The organism is Acinetobacter sp. BEC1-S18-ESBL-01 (assembly GCF_014169935.1).
Classification (GTDB): domain Bacteria; phylum Pseudomonadota; class Gammaproteobacteria; order Pseudomonadales; family Moraxellaceae; genus Acinetobacter; species Acinetobacter pittii.
Genome location: NZ_AP022302.1, coordinates 2812763 through 2833105, shown reverse-complemented (window position 1 = coordinate 2833105; position 20343 = coordinate 2812763). Strand labels below are relative to the sequence as shown.

The 20343-nt window shown below is 39.4% G+C and carries 15 protein-coding genes and 1 pseudogene; 11 read left to right on the top strand and 5 right to left on the bottom strand.

Translation table 11 applies throughout. The features are described from left to right. Nucleotides 1-112 precede the first annotated feature (112 nt). A complete protein-coding gene (locus H7R46_RS13375; RefSeq protein WP_005070700.1) occupies nt 113-1309 on the top strand; it encodes a hypothetical protein in 1197 nt (398 codons plus the stop codon). Nucleotides 1310-1370: 61 nt separating this feature from the next. Here the strand turns inward: H7R46_RS13375 and H7R46_RS13370 are convergent, their stop codons facing one another. Further along, on the bottom strand, nt 1371-2669 hold the full coding sequence (locus H7R46_RS13370; protein WP_005070697.1) for an MFS transporter: 1299 nt from the start codon (nt 2667-2669) through the stop codon (nt 1371-1373). A 233-nt stretch (nt 2670-2902) separates the two neighbouring features. Here H7R46_RS13370 and def point away from each other — a divergent pair, with 233 nt between their 5' ends. Next, nucleotides 2903-3385, top strand: coding sequence for a peptide deformylase (def, locus tag H7R46_RS13365; protein WP_005070696.1), 483 nt, complete (start codon nt 2903-2905; stop codon nt 3383-3385). 178 nt (nt 3386-3563) lie between these two features. Then, nucleotides 3564-4886, top strand: coding sequence for a glutaminase (locus H7R46_RS13360; RefSeq protein ID WP_002060167.1), 1323 nt, complete (start codon nt 3564-3566; stop codon nt 4884-4886). Here H7R46_RS13360 and H7R46_RS13355 read toward each other — a convergent pair. Further along, nucleotides 4853-5641: an AraC family transcriptional regulator gene (locus tag H7R46_RS13355; protein WP_005070692.1), complete on the bottom strand. Its 789-nt coding sequence runs from the start codon at nt 5639-5641 to the stop codon at nt 4853-4855. The two genes, H7R46_RS13360 and H7R46_RS13355, sit on opposite strands and share 34 nt — an antisense overlap. A gap of 106 nt (nt 5642-5747) precedes the next feature. Here H7R46_RS13355 and H7R46_RS13350 point away from each other — a divergent pair, with 106 nt between their 5' ends. Next, entirely contained in the window at nt 5748-6968 is a 1221-nt protein-coding gene (locus H7R46_RS13350; protein ID WP_005070691.1) for an MFS transporter, read from the top strand. A gap of 67 nt (nt 6969-7035) precedes the next feature. Here the strand turns inward: H7R46_RS13350 and H7R46_RS13345 are convergent, their stop codons facing one another. After that, a complete protein-coding gene (locus tag H7R46_RS13345) occupies nt 7036-8181 on the bottom strand; it encodes an aldose epimerase family protein (protein WP_005070683.1) in 1146 nt (381 codons plus the stop codon). Between the two features lie 192 nt (nt 8182-8373). Between H7R46_RS13345 and H7R46_RS13340 the strand changes: the two genes are divergently transcribed. Further along, nucleotides 8374-8820: a hypothetical protein gene (locus H7R46_RS13340; RefSeq protein ID WP_005070682.1), complete on the top strand. Its 447-nt coding sequence runs from the start codon at nt 8374-8376 to the stop codon at nt 8818-8820. A gap of 11 nt (nt 8821-8831) precedes the next feature. Here H7R46_RS13340 and H7R46_RS13335 read toward each other — a convergent pair whose 3' ends face one another. Further along, entirely contained in the window at nt 8832-9707 is an 876-nt protein-coding gene (locus tag H7R46_RS13335) for a LysR substrate-binding domain-containing protein (RefSeq protein ID WP_032036302.1), read from the bottom strand. Between the two features lie 184 nt (nt 9708-9891). Here H7R46_RS13335 and H7R46_RS13330 point away from each other — a divergent pair. From H7R46_RS13330 to H7R46_RS13305, 6 genes and pseudogenes are all read left to right on the top strand, one after another. Further along, nucleotides 9892-10640 (top strand): annotated as a pseudogene (locus H7R46_RS13330) (SDR family NAD(P)-dependent oxidoreductase). A gap of 77 nt (nt 10641-10717) precedes the next feature. Further along, complete coding sequence (locus tag H7R46_RS13325; protein WP_025469856.1) at nt 10718-12019, top strand: MFS transporter; 1302 nt, start codon at nt 10718-10720, stop codon at nt 12017-12019. Nucleotides 12020-12038: 19 nt separating this feature from the next. After that, on the top strand, nt 12039-12884 hold the full coding sequence (locus H7R46_RS13320; protein WP_080631221.1) for a transketolase: 846 nt from the start codon (nt 12039-12041) through the stop codon (nt 12882-12884). 10 nt (nt 12885-12894) lie between these two features. After that, on the top strand, nt 12895-13899 hold the full coding sequence (locus tag H7R46_RS13315; protein WP_086260995.1) for a transketolase family protein: 1005 nt from the start codon (nt 12895-12897) through the stop codon (nt 13897-13899). Between the two features lie 435 nt (nt 13900-14334). Next, a complete protein-coding gene (locus H7R46_RS13310; protein WP_005070670.1) occupies nt 14335-15513 on the top strand; it encodes a reverse transcriptase family protein in 1179 nt (392 codons plus the stop codon). Then, nucleotides 15514-16221, top strand: a complete 708-nt coding sequence (locus H7R46_RS13305; RefSeq protein ID WP_005070669.1) for a retron Ec48 family effector membrane protein — start codon at nt 15514-15516, stop codon at nt 16219-16221. A 60-nt stretch (nt 16222-16281) separates the two neighbouring features. On the opposite strand, the gene metH is transcribed toward H7R46_RS13305, so the two are convergent. After that, complete coding sequence (gene metH / locus H7R46_RS13300) at nt 16282-19968, bottom strand: methionine synthase (RefSeq protein ID WP_025469855.1); 3687 nt, start codon at nt 19966-19968, stop codon at nt 16282-16284. Nucleotides 19969-20343 lie beyond the last annotated feature (375 nt).

Below are 20343 nucleotides of genomic sequence, written 5' to 3'. Positions count from 1 at the left end.
CCATCCTTTTTTTAGATAAATTTTTTTGTCTAAAAAACAATAAAAACGAAGTTTTACAGGTAAAACAAATAAAGTTCCAGCAGGACGCTGGAACTCAATCAAGGATGTAGAGATGAAAAAGACTTCATTGATCATGGCATTCATTGCACCGCTTACGCTGGGGGTAAGCGTCAATGCATTTGCAAAAGATTCATTGCTTGAATGGAAAAGTGATGATGGCACCGACTCATTAAAGTTAGGTGGGGTGGTTCGGTTAAATCAACGCTATGAAGATTGGGAAGGGCCAAACCGTGGTTTTGGTAAGCTCCATTTTGATATTTTCAGGGTTGATCTCAAAGGTAAATTTGATGATGCTTACATCAATGCCAGTTATATGGTTCAAGACCAACAGAAAACGTCCATTGAGAAAGCATATGTCGGCTATAACTTAGATGCCAATAACAGCATTGAAGCAGGTTTAGTTTATAAGCCTTTTACGATTTATCCTTACCCGCAAAATGGCTGGACCTACCACATCCCATTCTTTTTAGGTTATGGCAACAATATTGCGCCAGGGATTAACTGGAATTATCACGACAAAGATTGGGATGTAAAACTCGGTTATTACCCGCAAATGTTAGAGACGAACCTGCGCTACTCACCAGAAAGTGCAACTTATGATGACTTGGCAGGAAATGCATTTCCATCTCAAAAAGTCTATCAAAATGAAAAACGCAATCAGGTGAATACCCGCATTGTTCGCAAGTTAGAAACTGATTTCGGTAAACAAGAGTTTGGTGTATCAGGTGCAATTGCCCAGTTGCATAATGATATTACCGATAAAGACGGCAAATATTATGCAGTCGGTTTACATACCGAAAACAACTATAAGCGCTTTAACTTACAAAGTTCTGTCATTCATTATCAATACGATGCTAAAAATCCGGATGGTGTAAATAGTGATATGACTTTGATGGGAGCGAATGGCCTTACGCCAGCTTATTTCATTGCTTCGGAAGGTACGATTGCCAGTTTAAACCTTGCTTATACACTGCCTGTGACCAATATGGGCAAGCTAAAAGCCATTAAGTTTTATAATGACTATAGTTATCTCGATAAAAAACGTGATGATTGGTCAGATTCGCAAATGAACACCACAGGGATGATGTTTATTGCTTCACCATTTATGGTTTGGGCGGATTATACGTGGGGTAAAAACTCCAACATTATTGGTGGCTCGACTAACTCAACGGGTTATACCTCTGCAACCTCGCCAAACAGTGATAAATGGCTATACCGTATTAACTTTAATATTGGCTTTACTTTCTAAAGTAAGCAGCAATAAAAAACCACGCGATCGGCGTGGTTTTTTATTTAATAAGTGAAAATTTTTAATACCTGTTTTTTTCAAACTTATTCCAAAATACAAAGGCAGTCACAAAGGCCAAAATGGTTAGCGCGAAAATATAATACATCGCACCAATATCACTATATTGACTGAGCCAATGCACTAAAGGCAGGGTCATACCACCAACAATTGCATAAGACAAATTATAAGAAAATGAAATGCCCGAGAAACGCACAGGCGCGGGGAACATTTTAACCATACTGCTCGACACCATGCCGACAGTACCAGAGCATAGGCCCAACAGCATATATAAACCAAAAATAGTTGAATGTGCGGCATGCCCCAAACTGTTATAAAAAACTGCTGCTGTGAGTGCTACGGCAAGCGCACCAAACATCATGACTTTGCCACAACCAAAACGGTCAGCAAAATAGCCTGCCAAAATACAACCGACCATTTGCATAACAATCGCGGCACTTTGCATTTCAAAAGTCTGTGCGCGCTCAAAGCCAAACGTACCAGTTAATAAATTTGGCATGGCTAAAATCACCACTACCACACAGCCTGTTAAAAACCATGTAAATAACATGCCAATCGCAACGGCTGTTTTATGCGTTTTTAAGACTTGTTTTACAGGCATTTCTTTAGAAATTTCTTTACGAGCCTGCATGGCTTTAAACACAGGCGTTTCTTTTAAATAAGTTCGTAAATAAAGTGCAACCAAACCAAAAATACCACCTGCAATGAAAGGAATACGCCATGCCCAGTCATGGATTTGCCCTTCACTAAAATTCAGTGAAATCCATAAAGACATGAGCGCGCCTAGTAAAATTCCTAAAGACAGCCCAGCGGTGAGTAACCCATTTGCCAGCCCAATTTTTCTTTCAGGTACATGTTCAGACACAAATGTCCACGCGGCTGGAATTTCACCCCCGATTGCAATACCTTGCACCACACGCATGAGTAATAAAAGTAGTGGTGCCAAATATCCGATATTTTCAAAGGTAGGCAATATCCCGATAAATAGGGTAGGCAGTGCCATCAGCAAAATAGAAAGCGAAAATAGTTTTTTACGCCCAACCAAATCACCAAAATGGGCCATAACAACCCCACCTAAGGGCCTAAAAAAGTAACCTGCTGCGAAAATACCGTAGGTGTTAAGCATGGCCCAAAATGGACTAAGCGTGCTGGGGAAAAAGAGGTCGGAAATGATTTTGGCATAAAATACATAAATCACAAAATCATAAAACTCTAAAGCTCCACCCAATGAAGAAAGGGCGAGGGTTCGTTTATCTTCTTTATTAAGATAGTTCGCATCCTGCAAAGTTAATTCCTGATCCATTTTTTACTTAATTGTTGTAATTGAAGTTTGGATATTAATGGAAAAGTGAAGTAAAAGTAAATGGAGGAAATTTGTTCTATGTAGCAACGTCGATTGGGCTTGCTCAGATCAAAAGCTTTAAAACAAAAAACGCTTTAGATGAAACAAAAACAGATGTAGGAATGGCTTTTCTTTTGTTTCGTTCAGCGACACAATAAAACTTGTTATAGCCAGTTTAATAAGAGATTCAAAGGATGAGTGTAGTTTTACCTGTCGCGAAGCGTGGTGAAGATATTTTGAAATTGATTGCGGCTCCCGTCTCGGCAAATGAGTTAAACAGTAATTGGCTTTATCAGCTTGCTGACGCTATGCATGCGACAATGCTCGAACGTAATGGAGTAGGGATTGCTGCACCGCAAGTTTACATCTCTAAACGCGTCATTATTGTGGCATCTCGACCAAATCCACGCTATCCCGATGCACCTGAAATGGATGCGGTAGTAATGGTAAATCCTGAGATATTAGAGTTCTCAAAAGAAGTTTGTTTAGGTGAAGAAGGCTGCTTAAGTGTGCCAGACGAACGTGGACAAGTTGAACGCGCAGAAATGGTTAAGGTGAAATATTTAACACTTCAGGGCGAGACGGTGGAAACAATTTTTCATGGTTTTCCTGCTCGTATTGTTCAACATGAGGTCGATCATTTAAATGGGATCTTGTTTGTAGAAAGAATAAGCTAATCTTCAGTTTAAAGTTTTGAAAAATCTATAATGAGCTTGAAAAGGGTAAGTCATCGGAATTACAATACTTATAGCGTGATATTTAAATCATTACAAAAGATATAATTTTAATATTATCAGCAGGTTGTGCTGAAATTTTACGCGATGTTGTAAATCTCCTCATTTAAGGTTACTGACCATGCAAACCCCTCTCCCAGATTATTTGGCAAATGTTATAGAAGCCTGTGACATCGATAACAGCGGTCATCTCGCCGATTATATTCCTGAGTTGGCAAATGCAAACCCAAATCGATTAGCTTTAGCAATGTCTACGGTAGATGGTGAAATTTATTCGGTCGGCGATGATGATGTTGAATTCACCATACAATCGATTTCTAAACCTTTTGTATATGCCTATGTTTTACAACAACTTGGCATTGATGCGGTACTTGCGAAAGTGGGGGTAGAGCCTTCGGGAGAAGCCTTCAATGAAATTTCATTGGGTAAAGACGGACGTCCAAAAAACCCGATGATCAACTCTGGCGCAATTACTGTACATTCCTTGATTCAGGTTAAACATGGTTTGCATAGCGCAGAAATTCTACGCCGTTTTATGAGCGAGCTTGCTGGTCGTGAATTAAGTTTTGATGAGTCTGTTTATGATTCGGAAGTCAAAACAGCCTATCGTAATCTTTCGATCGGTTATATGTTGCGCACGGTGGGGATTTTGGAAACTGACCCTGTCGATATTGTGAATGGTTACATTCGTCAATGTGCGATCATGGTTACAGTTAAAGACTTGGTACGTATGGGCAGTGTACTTGCTAATGGCGGGGTCGATCCTAGAACTGGAAAGCGCCTATTAAATCGATCTGTAGTTAGACAAGTCCTCAGTGTCATGATGAGCTGTGGTATGTACGATGCAGCGGGTGACTGGCTTTCAACTGTAGGTATTCCTGCTAAAAGTGGTGTAGCAGGCGGTATCTTGGGTGTGCTACCGGGGCAGGTCAGTATTGCTGCTTTTTCACCTCGACTAGATGAGCATGGTCATAGTGTTCGAGGAATCGATATTTTAGAACGATTATCTCGTGACATGGGGTTACATCTCATGGAAGGCACTCCTTCTGCCCAGACCATTGTACAAAGTCATTACCGCACAGGAAAAGACGCATCATTGAGTGTGTATGTGCTTCGAGGGGTATTGAAATTTACCGAAGCTGAAATGTTGTTGCGTATTTTACAAGACGAGACAACTGATCAAAGCACGATCGTTATTGATTTAACGCAGATTTCACTTATCCACGATGTGGGTAAACGTATGTTTTTAGAAGGCGTAGATCGTCTGATTGATGATGGCCATACTCTTGTTTTAGTCGACCCTGAACAGCGCTTAGATCATGCCAGAACTGGTAAAGATCGAGAACTGCATGTCTATCACGATTTTGATGATTTGCTCGAAAAGCATGACCTACCTGCAAAAAAAAAGACTTATAGCGACATCGCGGCACTTCTAAACTGCTGAGGTGTTTTTCCTAGATGTCGCTTAAACATTGCACTGAACGCGCTGGGGTTTGTATACCCCAGTGACTCTGAAATTTGAGCAATAGATTCACCATTCGCGATTTTACTCAAGGCAAGTGCAATATGCATTTGCTGTATCCATGCCCGATATGACAGTCCAGTTTCTTTTTGGAACATACGCATTAAAGTTCTAGAACTCGCACCAATATCATCAGCCCAATCTGTTAAATCTTTTGAATGGTCAGGCGTATGTAATAACTCTTGGCAAATTTTTAAGAGTCTTTTGTCTTTCGGCCACGGAATCTGAATGGGCAACAAATTGGCCCGATGAATTTCTTCAAAAATCAAAATTTGTAAAGAACGGGAAAGCTCTTGAGAGGTTGCTGTATTTGGAGTTTCCTCACGTTCAATTTCATTTAAACGAATCAAAAGTTCATGCAACAGATTGCTTACCCGAATAATAAAGCAATGTTGTCCCATTAAAGCGGCTGCATTTACTTCAACCAATGCTGTATTTAACTTCACGTGGCTCAGTGAAATCACGCTGTGCTCTACATGTGCTGGAATCCATAACGCGCACATGGGCGGCACAATCCACACATGATTAGGCGTAAAAACCTGAATAGTTCCAGTAGAGGCATATAAAAACTGCGCACGTGTATGCGTATGGGTAGGTGTGATTTCTCGGTAAGAATGCTCAGAAGATAGCCCAATCACAAGTTCAGACAAATCAGACTGAATAAGAGAATCGGACATAAACTATCCTAAAAATTGTCACTTATACGATAATTATTGGAAGATAACTTTATAAGCGACAATTTACAATAAGCATCTCATTTAAAAATATTGGAGTTTTTCAGGTATGACGTCTTCAATACAATTGAAAGATGGTATTGCCAATACCGTTGCAAATGATCAGCCTCAAGGAATGATTATTAAAATTGTAGGCGCCGTGGCAGTCGCACATTTACTGAATGATTTAATTCAGGCGGTGCTACCAGCCATCTATCCAATGCTAAAAGCAAACTTTTCGCTGAGTTTTGCGGAGGTTGGCCTAATCTCGTTTGTATATCAAATTACAGGTTCACTGCTACAGCCTTGGATTGGACTTTATACCGATAAACATCCAAAACCATATCTTCTACCACTCGGAATGGTTGTCACATTCTGCGGCATTATCTTGTTAGCATTTTCACCAAGTTTTGCTGTGTTGTTATGTGCATCTGGGTTGATTGGGGTGGGGTCTGCAACATTTCATCCAGAAGCTTCACGTGTGGCACGAATGGCATCGGGCGGGCGCTTCGGTACAGCGCAGTCGACTTTTCAGGTGGGCGGGAACACCGGTACAGCCATTGGTCCATTGTTGGCAGCTTTACTGATTGTCCCGTTTGGACAGCATGCAGTTGCGGGTTTGGTGATATTTGCACTTTTAGCGATTTGGGTTTTATTTGGTGTAAGCCGTTGGACAGTGAGCCATGCTAAAAGTCAGGTGGTTGCACGTGCTACCCAAGCACATATTAAATTGCATGGCCGTAAGCTAATTATTGCTTTGAGCACAATTAGTGTGCTGATGTTTGCCAAATTTACCTACATTGCCAGCATTAGTAACTACTTTACCTTTTACTTAATTCAAAAGTTCCATATCAGTATTCAAACAGCTCAGTTGCATTTGTTTGCCTTTTTGGCAGCCGTTGCTTTAGGTACATTTGCAGGTGGTCCAATTGGTGACAAAATTGGCCGTAAAGCAGTGATTTGGGTTTCATTTATTGGTATGGCACCGTTTGCATTAATGATGCCGTATGCAAACTTATTTTGGACAACGGTTTTCTCAATTATTGCAGGTTTGGTGTTGTCGTCTGCTTTTGCTGCAATGGTGGTTTACGCACAAGAAGCTGTTCCGGGCCGTGTGGGTATGATTGCAGGTCTTATGTTTGGACTTATGTTTGGGGTCAGTGGTATTGCCGCAGCAGGGTTAGGGCATTTAGCCGATATTAACGGCATTGAATGGGTATTTGGTTTATGTTCATTGTTGCCATTACTTGGTTTTGCAACTGCATTTTTACCCGACACAAAAGTAAAATAAATGAAAGACTCTCAGCCATATTCAGCTGAGAGTCTTTTTTAGATAAATATAGTGTCAATTCACAATACTATTTTTGAATACCAAACTTAAATACGGTAACACTGTTATAAGTTTGATTCGGGTTTAAACGTGTAGAAGGGAAGGATGGTTGATTCGGGCTATCTGGAAAATGCTGTGTTTCTAATGCTAGCGCATCTGCTTGTCGGTAGAGTACGCCATTTGCGCCAACAATATTTCCTAATAAATGATTGGCTGTATACATTTGAACGCTTGGTTCAGTGGTTAAAACCTGCATTGTTCGTTTAGATTTTGGATCAACTACAACAGCCGCAAGATTGAGTTTCCCTTGAGACTTTTGATTAATTACCCAAGTTTGGTCATAGCCATATCCATAGGCCAATTGCTGATTATTCGCTCGAATATCTTTCACAATCGCCTTAGGCGTTCGAAAATCAAAAGGTGTACCTGCAACTGAAGCAATCTCACCTGTTGGTAAGGAGTTTTGGTCGGTTACCAATATACGGTCTGCATTGAGTTGTACCACATGATCTAGTATGCCATAAGGGTTATTGCCAGCGCCTGATAAGTTGAAATAACTGTGGTTGGTGAGATTGACGACTGTCGGTTGATCAGTTTTGGCTTTATATTCAATCTGGAATTCATTTTGATCTGAAAGACTGTAGATCACTTCTACATCTAATTTTCCGGGAAATCCTTGATCACCATTTGGACTGGTCAACTTAAGAGAAGCTTTAACGGTTTCACCTTTAGAAACGAGGGGCTTAACTTGCCAAACACGTTTATCAAAACCAGGATTGCCGCTATGTAATGAGTTCGGGCCATTATTTTTTTCGAGGTTATACGTTTTTCCATCTAAGCTAAATTTAGCATTGCCAATACGGTTCGCATAACGACCAATTAATCCGCCAAAATGAATTCCTTCCTTGGTATCAGTAACTTCATAGCCTTTTAGATCATCGAAGCCCAAAACGATATTATTTTGTTTACCTTGGGCATCGGGAGTCAAAATCTGTGTAATTACACCACCGAAGCTAATAAAAGAAACTGAGACTCCTTTGTTATTGCTCATGGTGTATAGATCAACTTTTTGACCGTCTTGAGTTGTACTATATGGTTTTACATTTAATGTGGCTGCATTGGTAAGTTGTGCAAAGCTATAAATCGTAATACCTAAAATTACTAATTTTTTCATGTTTATACTCTATTTTTTAATAGTAAGACTGGATGAATATAAGATTGATTTTTCATCTTTTTAAAGAGGTTTTTATTATATGTAGTGTTAATAATAATCGATTAGTTAATGTTAAATATTGGAAAAACTGGTTCAATTTATGCTTATAAAGAAGCTAATCTTATGAGCAAAATTCAACGGTAAGTTATTTTTATGACTCATTCCGACTCGGTTTTAAAATTTTCACTTGGTCTAAATAGTCTCTCGTTTGATGTAGACAGCCAACACATTCACCTTGAGCAGGGCTTAGGTTTTGTTGGTTCAAAAAGTATCGGCCATGGGGTTGTTGATGAACTCGCTATCGAAAAGATGATTTATTTTATTGAAGAAATCATCGAGTCAAGGCCCCTCAGAAATCTGAATATAAGTGGTTTAGCGGTTACGGCTGACACCGCCATGGCACAACTCAGTGAGTTATTTTTTAGTGCTAAAAAGCAAATCAGCCGTATCGAGCTTGAGCATGGATTTAATAGTTTTATTGAGCGTTTGAGCTACTACACAAATCAAATGGCTCCAAATCAGCTTTATGTTTTTAGCTACTTTGTATTTGTTCGAGAGATGATGCATCACTTACGAGTTGAGCAAATTCAGATCATTTAAGAAATGATTTCTCAGCCTGCCAATTCATCATGAATCCAGTTTAAAAATAGCTCAATTTTAGGAATAAATTGGTGGGTTCGTGGATATACCAAGTGATGAGCAGAGATTGGAATCGATAGCTCATCTGCAAAAACTCTAACTAATTTCCCAGATTCTAAATAATTTTGGGTAAGCAAATTACTTTCTAAAACAAAACCTAGCCCGTGTGTGGCCGCCTCAAGTGACATATAAGAGCGGTCAAAACTCAAAGTGTAGGGAAACTCAGGAATAGTTAGACCCTGATGGGCAAACCATTGTGGCCAAGTGACTAAGGTCGAGCGCGATAAAATCAGTTCTTTCTTTAATAAATCTTGAGGTTTATTTACTGGACTACGTTCAAGTAGTTTGGGGGATGCAAGTACTTCTAGCTTTTCATTACGAATCGTTCTGATTTCTACCCCTGTCCAGTTGGGCAAACCATGACGAATATCAATGTCGATCTTGTCGCGAGTAAAGTGCAAATTTTCATAAGAACATGACAAGTTGACTTGAATCATGGGGAACTTTTCTTTAAATGACTCGAGGCGAGGGAGCAACCAAAGCAAACCAAAACTTGGGGATGAATGAATATATAAACTGTCTTTAGGGCTTTTATCGGCAGCTTTTTCCGTGGCTAACATGAGGTTATGCAAAATGGTGGTGACATCTTGAAAATAGCGTTCGCCAGAAGGGGTAAGCGTCACACCACGGGCACCACGAATAAATAAACTCTGCCCAATCATTTCTTCAAGCTTAGCAATTTGATGACTTACTGCCGAAGGCGTGAGATTCAAATGCTCGGCTGCCTTGGCAACATTGCCGAAACGGGCGGTTTGTTCAAAAGCCTGTAAGGTTTTAATTGAGGGCATTTGGTTGAAATTGTTTTCACTGCTATCCATGAAATGATCCGTTTTTATCCCTAAAACTTATTTGAAAATAGCACAGGCATGAATTTTTTTCATGCCTTGTTGAATTTGAGATGATTGCTGGGCTTTGTGAAAAAAGAGATTCTAAGTCAGAACTCAGGAAATAAAGCGTAAAAGAGGATTGAATATGTTACTACAAGGAAAAGTGGCATTAATTACCGGTGCAGCATCAGAACGTGGAATTGGGCGAGCAACCGCAGAAATCTTTGCACAACAAGGTGCCAAAGTCATTATTGTTGATTTAGATCTTGCTCAAAGCCAAAACGCTGCAAAGGCACTTGGTGAAGGACATTTAGGACTTGCTGCAAACGTTGCGAACGAAGAACAGGTCAAAGCAGCTGTTGAACGAGCACTACAGCACTATGGCAAGATTGATATTTTAATTAACAATGCTGGTATTACTCAGCCAGTTAAAACACTTGATATTCAACGCAATGACTATGACCGTATTTTAGATGTCAGCCTGCGCGGAACACTGATTATGTCGCAAGCGGTTATTCCATCTATGAAAGCAAACGGTGGTGGAAGCATTGTATGCCTATCCTCAGTTTCAGCGCAGCGCGGTGGTGGTATTTTTGGCGGGCCACACTATAGTGCTGCCAAAGCAGGTGTATTAGGTCTGGCAAAAGCGATGGCACGTGAGTTTGGTGGTGACCAGATCCGTGTAAATTCTCTTACCCCGGTCTAATCCAGACTGATATTACTGGCGGTTTAATGAATGATGACCGTCGTCACGACATTTTGGCAGGTATTCCACTTGGCCGCTTAGGTAAAGCGCAAGATGTTGCAAATGCAGCATTATTTTTGGCAAGTGATCTGTCAGCTTACTTAACTGGTGTCACACTCGATGTAAATGGTGGCATGCTGATTCATTAACGCTTGTCATTTAAAAACTAAAAATAGAATGATGGTCACAAGAGGATACTGTGGCCAAATGTAAAGGGATTCGCATGATGGATACAGTATTTTCATCTGAAGTAGATACAACGATTCGTAAATCGGCGTATCGAAAAATTGCATTTCGGCTCATGCCATTTTTAATGCTTTGTTATTTTTGTGCCTATTTAGATCGAGTAAATGTGGGTTTTGCCAAACTCCAAATGATGAGCGATTTACAGTTTAGTGAAGCTGTATATGGTCTAGGCGCAGGGATTTTCTTTATTGGTTATTTCCTCTGTGAAGTACCAAGTAACATTGTGCTTCACAAAGTAGGTGCACGGCGTTGGATTGCCCGAATCATGATTACATGGGGCATTTTGTCAGGCTGTTTTGCCTTTGTTCAAACCGAATGGCAATTTTACACCTTACGTTTTTTGCTTGGTGTCGCCGAAGCTGGACTAGCTCCGGGCTTGTTGCTTTATCTCACTTATTGGTTCCCGTCTTACCGCCGCGCACGCATGACAGTTCTTTGGTTTATCGCGATTCCAATTTCAGGAATGATTGGTGGACCACTTTCAGGCTTAATCATAGACCGAATGAGCGGTGTACATGGCTGGTTCGGCTGGCAATGGATGTTTGTAATTGAAGCCATTCCCACAGTGATTGTCGGCTTACTTGTACTTGCTGTTTTAAAAGATTCAGTTCAAGACGCCAATTGGTTAACCCAAGATGAAAAGAACTTGGTGAAGCAAGAACTTGCTCAGGATAACCAGCACAAAGAAGGTCATGCTAGCGTCAAAGAGTTCATTGCAGATAAACGCTTATGGCTACTGGCAGGTATTTACTTTTGTGTCGTGATGGGGCAATACGCCATTACATTTTGGCTACCAACTCTCATTCGTAACTCGGGCATTAGTGATAACTGGCATATCGGTTTGCTCACCAGTCTGCCTTATATGTGTGCCATTGTGGTCATGATTTTGGCAGGGCGTAGCGGTGACCATTTTCAAGAACGCCGCTGGCACTTAATTATCCCGATGTGTGCAGGCGCTTTAGCACTTACATTTGCGACTTTATTCGCTTCAAATCTAACGCTCTCTTTAATTTGCCTTTGCATCGCAGCCTCAGGTGTGCTGACGGCATCCTCTTTATTCTGGATGTTACCGACCAACTTTTTGGGTGGTGTTTCCGCAGCGGCAGGTATCGCAGCAGTGAATAGCTTCGCCAATCTTGCAGGATTTTGCTCACCTTATTTAATCGGTTGGGTCACTACCAACACGGGTTCAAATGCAATCGGCATGTTCTTAATCACAGCAGTATTAATTTTCGGTGCCAGTTTGGTTCTGCGTGTTCCGGCAAAACTGGTCAATCGTTAATAAGGAATAGTAAATGACAATGTTAAATGTTGATAAAGCAGGCCAAATTGCCGAGTTGCAACAACGTGCCTACCACATTCGCCAACATGCTTTACGCATGGGGCAAGTACAAGGCCAAGGCTATGTTGGACAAGCTTTAGGTGCAGCAGATTTGCTCGCCGTGTCTTATTTTCATGCGATGAAATATCAGCCAGAAAACCCTGAATGGGAAGGCCGTGACCGTTTTTATCTTTCTATTGGGCACTATGCAATTGCACTCTATGCAGCCTTAATTGAAGCAAAAATTATTCCGCTTGAAGAGCTTGAAACCTACGGAGCCGATGACAGTCGGTTACCAATGTCGGGCATGGCTTCCTATACACCCGGTATGGAAATTACAGGTGGCTCATTGGGTCATGGTCTTGGAATTGCAGTTGGTGCATGTCTAGGACTGAAACAGAAAAAATCAGATGCTTTTGTCTATAACTTACTGTCCGATGGGGAGCTAAATGAAGGTTCAACGTGGGAAGCCGTAATGTCTGCTTCGCATTGGAAACTAGATAACTTAATTGCGATTATTGATGTGAATAATCAGCAGGCAGATGGGCACTCCAGCGAAATTTTAGCGTTTGAGCCAATTGTTGATCGTTGGCAGTCATTTGGTTGGTACACCCAACGTGTAGATGGCAACAACATGGAAGCTTTGCTTGAAGCATTCGATCAAGCGCGAAACCATAAAGGTACATGCCCACGCGTCATTATTTGTGACACTAAAATGGGTAAAGGCGTGTCGTTCTTGGAAAGCCGCGAAAAAACACACTTTATTCGTGTTGATGAACATGAATGGGATGATGCTTTAAATATTTTGACCCACTACGGACAGTAAGGAGTACACCATGAGCCAGTTAGCTAATCCTCCTAAGAAAAAACTAACCACTTCGGCAATGATTGCTTCTATTGCTGCCGAGGGCCAACCGACCAAACCAGCTCCATTTGGACATGCACTGAATGACTTGGCAAAAGAGCGTGACGATATAGTAGGTTTATCAGCCGATTTATCAAAATATACAGACCTACATATTTTTGCAAAAGAAAACCCAGACAAGTTTTTCCAAATGGGCATGGCAGAACAACTTTTGATGAGCGCAGCAGCAGGACTTGCTCGTGAAGGGTTTGTTCCTTTTGCGACCACCTATGCCGTGTTTGCATCACGTCGTGCCTATGACTTTATTTGTATGGCAATTGCGGAAGATAATCTGAATGTCAAAATTGTGGCAGCACTTCCAGGGTTAACCACGGGTTATGGCCCAAGTCATCAAGCGACAGATGATATTGCGATTTTCCGCGCTATGCCGAACTTGATGGTTATCGATCCATGTGATGCCTTGGAAATAGAACAGGCGATTCCTCAGATTGCCGCGCATAATGGTCCGGTATATATGCGTTTATTACGCGGTCAGGTTCCGTTAGTGCTCGATAAATACAACTACCAGTTTAAATTGGGTAAGGCACAGGTGATTAAACCCGGTAAAGACTTACTCATTATTTCGACTGGTTTATTGACCATGCGTGCGCTTGAGGCAGCCGAAGAGCTTGAAAAAGAGGGCATTGAGGTTTCAGTGCTACATGTACCGACCATTAAGCCTCTAGATGAACAAACTATTTTAGATGAAGTCACAAAAGGTGGCCGACCTGTTTTAACTGCCGAAAATCATTCAGTCATTGGTGGGTTAGGGGAAGCCGTTGGCTCACTATTTCTAAGAAATGGACAACATCCTCGTTTTGACATGATTGGTTTGCCAGATGCATTTTTAGATGCAGGGGCATTGCCCACTTTACATGATCGCTATGGTATTTCAACTGAAGCAGTTAAAGAGAAGATTAAGGCACATTTGAAGTAAAAGTAATGTCTGCTTGATGCAGAGTATTGAAATAAATTCTTTTAAATCCCTCAGTCCTTTAAGGTTGAGGGATTTCTAATAAAAATTCAAATGGATATCTATTTTTTTCTTAAAATAGTTGCTAATACTTTTACAAATTTTTTAAACATGGTATAAATCTTGTTATCCCAAATGTTTCGTTTGGTTACGGATGTTACTCAATTAATTTCAGCTCTTATTGGCTAGTTTTAACTAGTGCTATTGAATAGATAGCTTGTGGGGAGAAGTGTCGTTTCCGTCATTTGTCCCAAATAATCCTGATAGCCGAGGGTAGTAATCTCAGTGTTTATTTAAGTGCTGTTGAGTAACCAAGTAAATTGAGATTACAAGCTCTATGTATTGTTCTTTAGAGTTTATTATATCTACTTAGCATTTAGAGTGCCCTCGCTATATCAAATGATCAAGTCCAAATATATTTATAAAGGCTCTAAAATTGATAGTTTAGATAAATTATCTGAAGTTTTATCTATTGATATTGATGAATTAACAAATGTACTTTTATTAGAAGATGAAGCTAAATATAAAGCTGGATTTATAAAAAAAAGTAATGGTAAACTAAGGAATATCTATAATCCAAATACCTCTTTAAGAAAAATACAAAGAAGAATTAAGAATAGAATTTTTACTCAACAAATAGAATGGCCAGACTATATTTTTGGTTCTATTCCAGCTGATGAAATATCCTCAAATGATTATGTTGCTAGTGCTGAAAAACATTGTGGTGCTAGAGCTTTACTTAAATTAGATATAGAAGATTTTTTTGATAATATTACTCAAGAATTAGTAGAAAAAATATTTAAAAATTTCTTTAAATATAATGATGAGTTGTCGAAAATCTTAGCGCAATTATGTTGTGTTGATGGTAAAGTTCCTCAAGGAGGTATTACTTCAAGTTATATAGCTTCTTTAGCATTATTTTCAATAGAAGAAAGACTATTCTTTCGTTTGAAAAATAAAAAGTTAATTTATACCCGTTATATTGATGATATTACAATTTCTAGTAAAAATTCAGAATATAATTTTGATTCTATTATAAAAATTGTTGAAGGTCAGTTAAATAGTATAGATCTTCCATTAAATATAGATAAAATTAAGGTAGAAAGATTCTCAAGTAAAGCATTAAAAGTTCATAATATTAGGGTTGATTTAAAAACACCAAAGTTTGATAAGATTGAAGTAAAAAATATTAGAGCGGCAATTCATAGATTAGAGCAATTAGTTAAAAAACCTAATTATAGAACACATTATTTTTATCGAATTGATTTTAATAGATGTCAGGGATTAGTAAGTAAGTTATCTAGAGTAAATCATGTGTCTGTAGAGAAACTTCAGCGAAAGCTTAATGCAATTAAACCATTACCAAATAAAGCAGACATAAAGTTTATTGAAGACTCAATTAAATCTTTAAAAAAACATTTTCCTTTACAAAAGGAAAATGGTTCTTTTATTTATAATAGAAAGTTTTTTAAAATTCAACATAGAATTGGGTTTCTTAAATCTCATCCAAAAGGAATATATACAGAGAAAGCTATTTCTCTAAATACGGAATTGCAAAAGTACAGGTTAATTAGATAGATGGATAAGTTAGCAAGGGATAGTTCGTTAATTAATAGAATAATAAAACGTATCTGGTTTTTGGCAGCATGTGCTACTCTTTATTTTTTTATTTGTAATTTTTTCTTCATTTTGAAGAGCGGATATCATTTTGAACCAACTAGTGAAGGTTTAAAAAAATTCATTGAATTAACTCAATATATTTTTCAAATACCTGTGCTCGCAATAGCAATTACAACAGTTTTATTAGGTTGGATATCAGTACAGATTTATTTAGAAACTTATATAACTACGCATGCTAATAATTTAAATACACAGCAAGTTAATAGGTATTCGACATATTTACAGCATTATAGGAATTTTATTGAAACTATTGATATTTATCTAGAACATAGTAGTTATTTGAAATCTAACTCAATTGATCGCTTGTTTTTTTATCGTGTTATATATCCAAATTCATTTGAAGGTGATTTAAATGTTTCTAATAATTATAAAAATATTATTAAGCTGATAGATGTAGATATAAATTTTTTAAATAAAGGACTTCCTCGAAAACTTGGATATGCTGATCATATTAAGAAACTAATTATTAATGCTGAAAGTCTTGGTATTACTATTCAAGAGTGTGAGAGAAAAGATTTTATTAAATTAGAGCATGATTTTTATTTGTTTATTAATAATATTAATAAAAGTTTGATTGTGGACGAGTTAACTAAACCAGAATACTAATTATATGAGATCAGGCATTAAAATAAATCATACCTGATCTCAATTGTTATAAAATAAACATTAAACAATCGAATCATCTAAATTCGGCGCTAACCAACGTTTCGCTTCATCCAGTGTCCAACCTTTACGTTTTGCATAATCTTCAAGTTGGTCTTGAGATATTTTACCTACGTTAAAGTATTCACTTTGTGGGTGAGAATAATAGAAACCACTTACCGAAGATGGTGGCATCATTGCAAAGTGTTCAGTCAGTTTAGTGCCGATTTTGTCGGTAGAACCTAACCAGTCGAACAACACCGCTTTTTCAGAGTGCTCTGGGCAAGCAGGGTAACCCGGTGCAGGGCGAATACCGACATATTTCTCTTTAATCAGTTCTTCATTGCTAAGCTGTTCATCCGCTTTATAGCCCCAGAACTCTTTACGAATGCGTTCATGTAAGTGTTCGGCAAAGGCTTCAGCAAAACGGTCGGCTAGTGACTGAACTAAAATTGCAGAGTAGTCATCACCTTTGGCTTTGTACTCATTTGCCAATTCTTCTGCACCAAAAATCGATACAGTGAATCCGCCTAAGTAGTCTTGTTGCTCACGGTCAGTACGAATGTAATCTGCTAAAGACAAGTTTGGTTTACCTGTGACTTTGTCCGATTGTTGACGTAAGTGCTCAAAAGTATGCGTAACATTTTGACCAGCTTCATCAAATACGCTCACTGTGTCTGCGTCAGTGCGTTGAGCGGGGAACATACCGAATACAGCACGAGCATCAAAACGATTATTGTCGATAATATCTTTCAACATCGCTTGAGCTTGGTTGTACAAGTCAGTTGCAGCTTCACCAACCACTTCATCTTCTAAAATTTTCGGGAATTTACCTGCCAAGCTCCAAGAAATGAAGAATGGTGTCCAGTCAAAATACTCTACAAGGGTTGCAAGAGGATAGTTGGTGAGGACTTGTGTTCCCAAAAGATTTGGTTTTGGTGGTACATAGCTTTCGTCAATTTTAAAACCGTTTTCAACTGACTCTGCATAAGTCAATTTTGCAGCTTTTGGCTGTTTGTTGGCTAAGCGCTCACGGATCTTGGCATATTCAGCACGGTGCTCTGCAATAAAGTTTCCACGCATTTCTTTCGAAAGCAGGGTGGTTGCAACACCCACAGCACGTGAAGCATCAGCTACATAGATCACAGCATCGTTTTGGTACTGAGGATCAATTTTTACTGCTGTATGTGCTTTTGAGGTTGTTGCACCACCAATCAATAAAGGAATGTTAAAGCCTTTGCGTTGCATTTCTTTGGCAACAAACACCATTTCATCTAAAGATGGGGTAATCAGACCTGACAAACCAATGATGTCACATTTCTCATCAATTGCGGTTTGCAAGATTTTCTCGCACGGTACCATTACACCAAGGTCAACAATGTCGTAACCATTACAGCCAAGTACCACGCCTACAATATTTTTACCAATATCGTGTACGTCGCCTTTAACAGTTGCCATCAAGACTTTACCTTTAGATTGGCTACCTGTTTTTTCAGCTTCAATGTACGGGTTGAGCCAAGCCACAGCTTGCTTCATAACACGTGCAGATTTCACAACTTGTGGTAAGAACATTTTGCCCGAACCGAACAAGTCACCAACCACGTTCATACCGTCCATCAAAGCACCTTCGATTACATCTAAAGGACGTTTGGCTTTGAGGCGAGCTTCTTCGGTATCTTCATCAATGTAAGTTGTAATACCTTTAACTAAAGCATATTCAAGACGTTTTTCGACTGACTCATTACGCCATTCAAGGTTCTCGGCTTCTTTTGTAGCGCCGCCTTGTCCACGGTATTTTTCAGCCACTTCAAGCAATTTTTCAGTCGCAGCCTGACCAGACTCACCTTGGTTTTGGTTTAAAATGACATCTTCAACTGCTTGTTTTAGCTCGGCTGGAATATCATCATAAATTGCCATTTGGCCAGCATTCACAATACCCATGGTCATGCCTTGCTTGATGGCATGGTACAAGAACACAGAGTGAATGGCTTCACGAACAGGCTCGTTACCACGGAACGAGAACGAAACATTCGACACACCACCAGAAATCATGGCGTGAGGTAAGTTTTGTTTAATCCAACCTGTGGCCTCAATAAAGTCGACGCCATAGTTATTGTGTTCTTCAATACCTGTTGCAACTGCAAACACGTTCGGGTCAAAAATAATATCTTCAGCAGGGAAGCCAACATCATTCACTAAAATGTCATATGAGCGTTTACAGATTTCACGCTTACGTGCAGCAGTGTCGGCTTGACCTGTTTCGTCAAATGCCATGACAATAATCGCAGCACCATATTGACGGCACAGGCGAGCTTTTTCTACAAACTCGTCATAACCTTCTTTTAAAGAAATCGAGTTAACAACGGGTTTACCTTGTACGCATTTTAAGCCAGCTTCAATGATTTCCCATTTTGATGAGTCGATCATGATTGGCACACGTGAAATATCTGGCTCAGAAGCTACAAGGTTTAAGAAATGCACCATCGCATTTTGCGAATCGAGCATCCCTTCATCCATGTTAATGTCGATAATCTGTGCGCCAGCTTCCACTTGTTGCTGTGCAACTTCTAAAGCTTCAGCAAAGTTTTCTTCACGAATTAAGCGTAAGAATTTTTTTGAACCTGTAACGTTAGTACGTTCACCCACGTTCACGAAAAGTGAGTCATCGTAAATGTTAAATGGTTCTAAACCACTCAAACGACACGCAGGTACAGTTTCAGGAACTTGACGAGGCGCAATATCTTTTACCGCATTGGCAATCGCGCGGATATGGTCAGGTGTTGTACCACAGCAACCACCAGTAATATTAATTAAGCCGCTTTCTGCAAATTCTTTTAAGAATTCTGCCGTTTGTTCTGGCGTTTCGTCATATTCACCAAAAGCGTTTGGTAAGCCCGCATTTGGGTGCGCTGAAACAAACGTATCTGCGACATCGGAAATGGTTTTTACGTGAGGTCGCATTGCATCTGCACCAAGCGCACAGTTAAAACCAATCGATAGTAAGTCACCATGACGTACAGAGTTCCAAAACGCTTCCGCAGTTTGACCTGTTAAGGTACGACCCGATGCATCAGTAATGGTCCCTGAAATCATGATTGGTAATTCACGACCAATTTGTTTAAAGACTTCTTTAACCGCAAAAATTGCAGCTTTACAGTTTAATGTGTCAAATACGGTTTCAATCAAAATGATATCTGCACCGCCTTCAATCAGCGCATGTGTCGCTTCAATATAGTTTTCTTTTAGCTCATCAAAAGTGATGTTACGAAAGGCAGGGTCATTTACATTCGGTGAAATGGAACAAGTACGCGATGTTGGTCCAAGTACACCTGCTACAAAACGCGGTTTATCTGGAGTCGAATACTTCTCACAAGCTGCTTTAGCTAAACGTGCTGCTTCACGGTTAATCTCTGGAACAATATCTTCCATGTGGTAATCAGACATAGAAACACGCGTGCCGTTAAAGCTGTTGGTTTCAATAATGTCAGCACCAGCATCAAGATAAGCTTCATGAATACCTTGAATGATTTGAGGCTGGGTCAGAACCAAAAGGTCATTGTTACCTTTTAAGTCATGTGCCCAATCGGCAAAACGCTCACCACGGTAGTCTGCTTCTTCCAATTTATGGCGCTGGATCATAGTTCCCATTGCACCATCAATAATCAGAATGCGTTTAGCAAGAAGCGCTTTTAGGGTGGCAAGCGTAGACATAGAAAACCCCGATCTTTTATATGAATTTAAAAATGCGGCGCTATTGTAACAGAATAGTTGCGCAATTGATGAGCTATAACGACCCATCATTCACTGTAATAGATTCATTAAAAAACGGCTTTTATGACAAATGAAGACTGTTTTTTCATCAAATATTCATAAAATGATCATGATATTGAAATATTTCATCTCCAATATTCGGTTTTATGACAGTTGTGGTGTTTAAAAAATAGTCGTTTAGGTAATTTTTTAGATATTTTTGCTTCAAAAATAGTCATAAAATAGATGGATGGGGATTTATGTAAATCATTGTATTTAAATAAAAAAATAAAAACCGTAGAGGAAAGGTGCATCAAATGAGGTCAAAATGTGAAA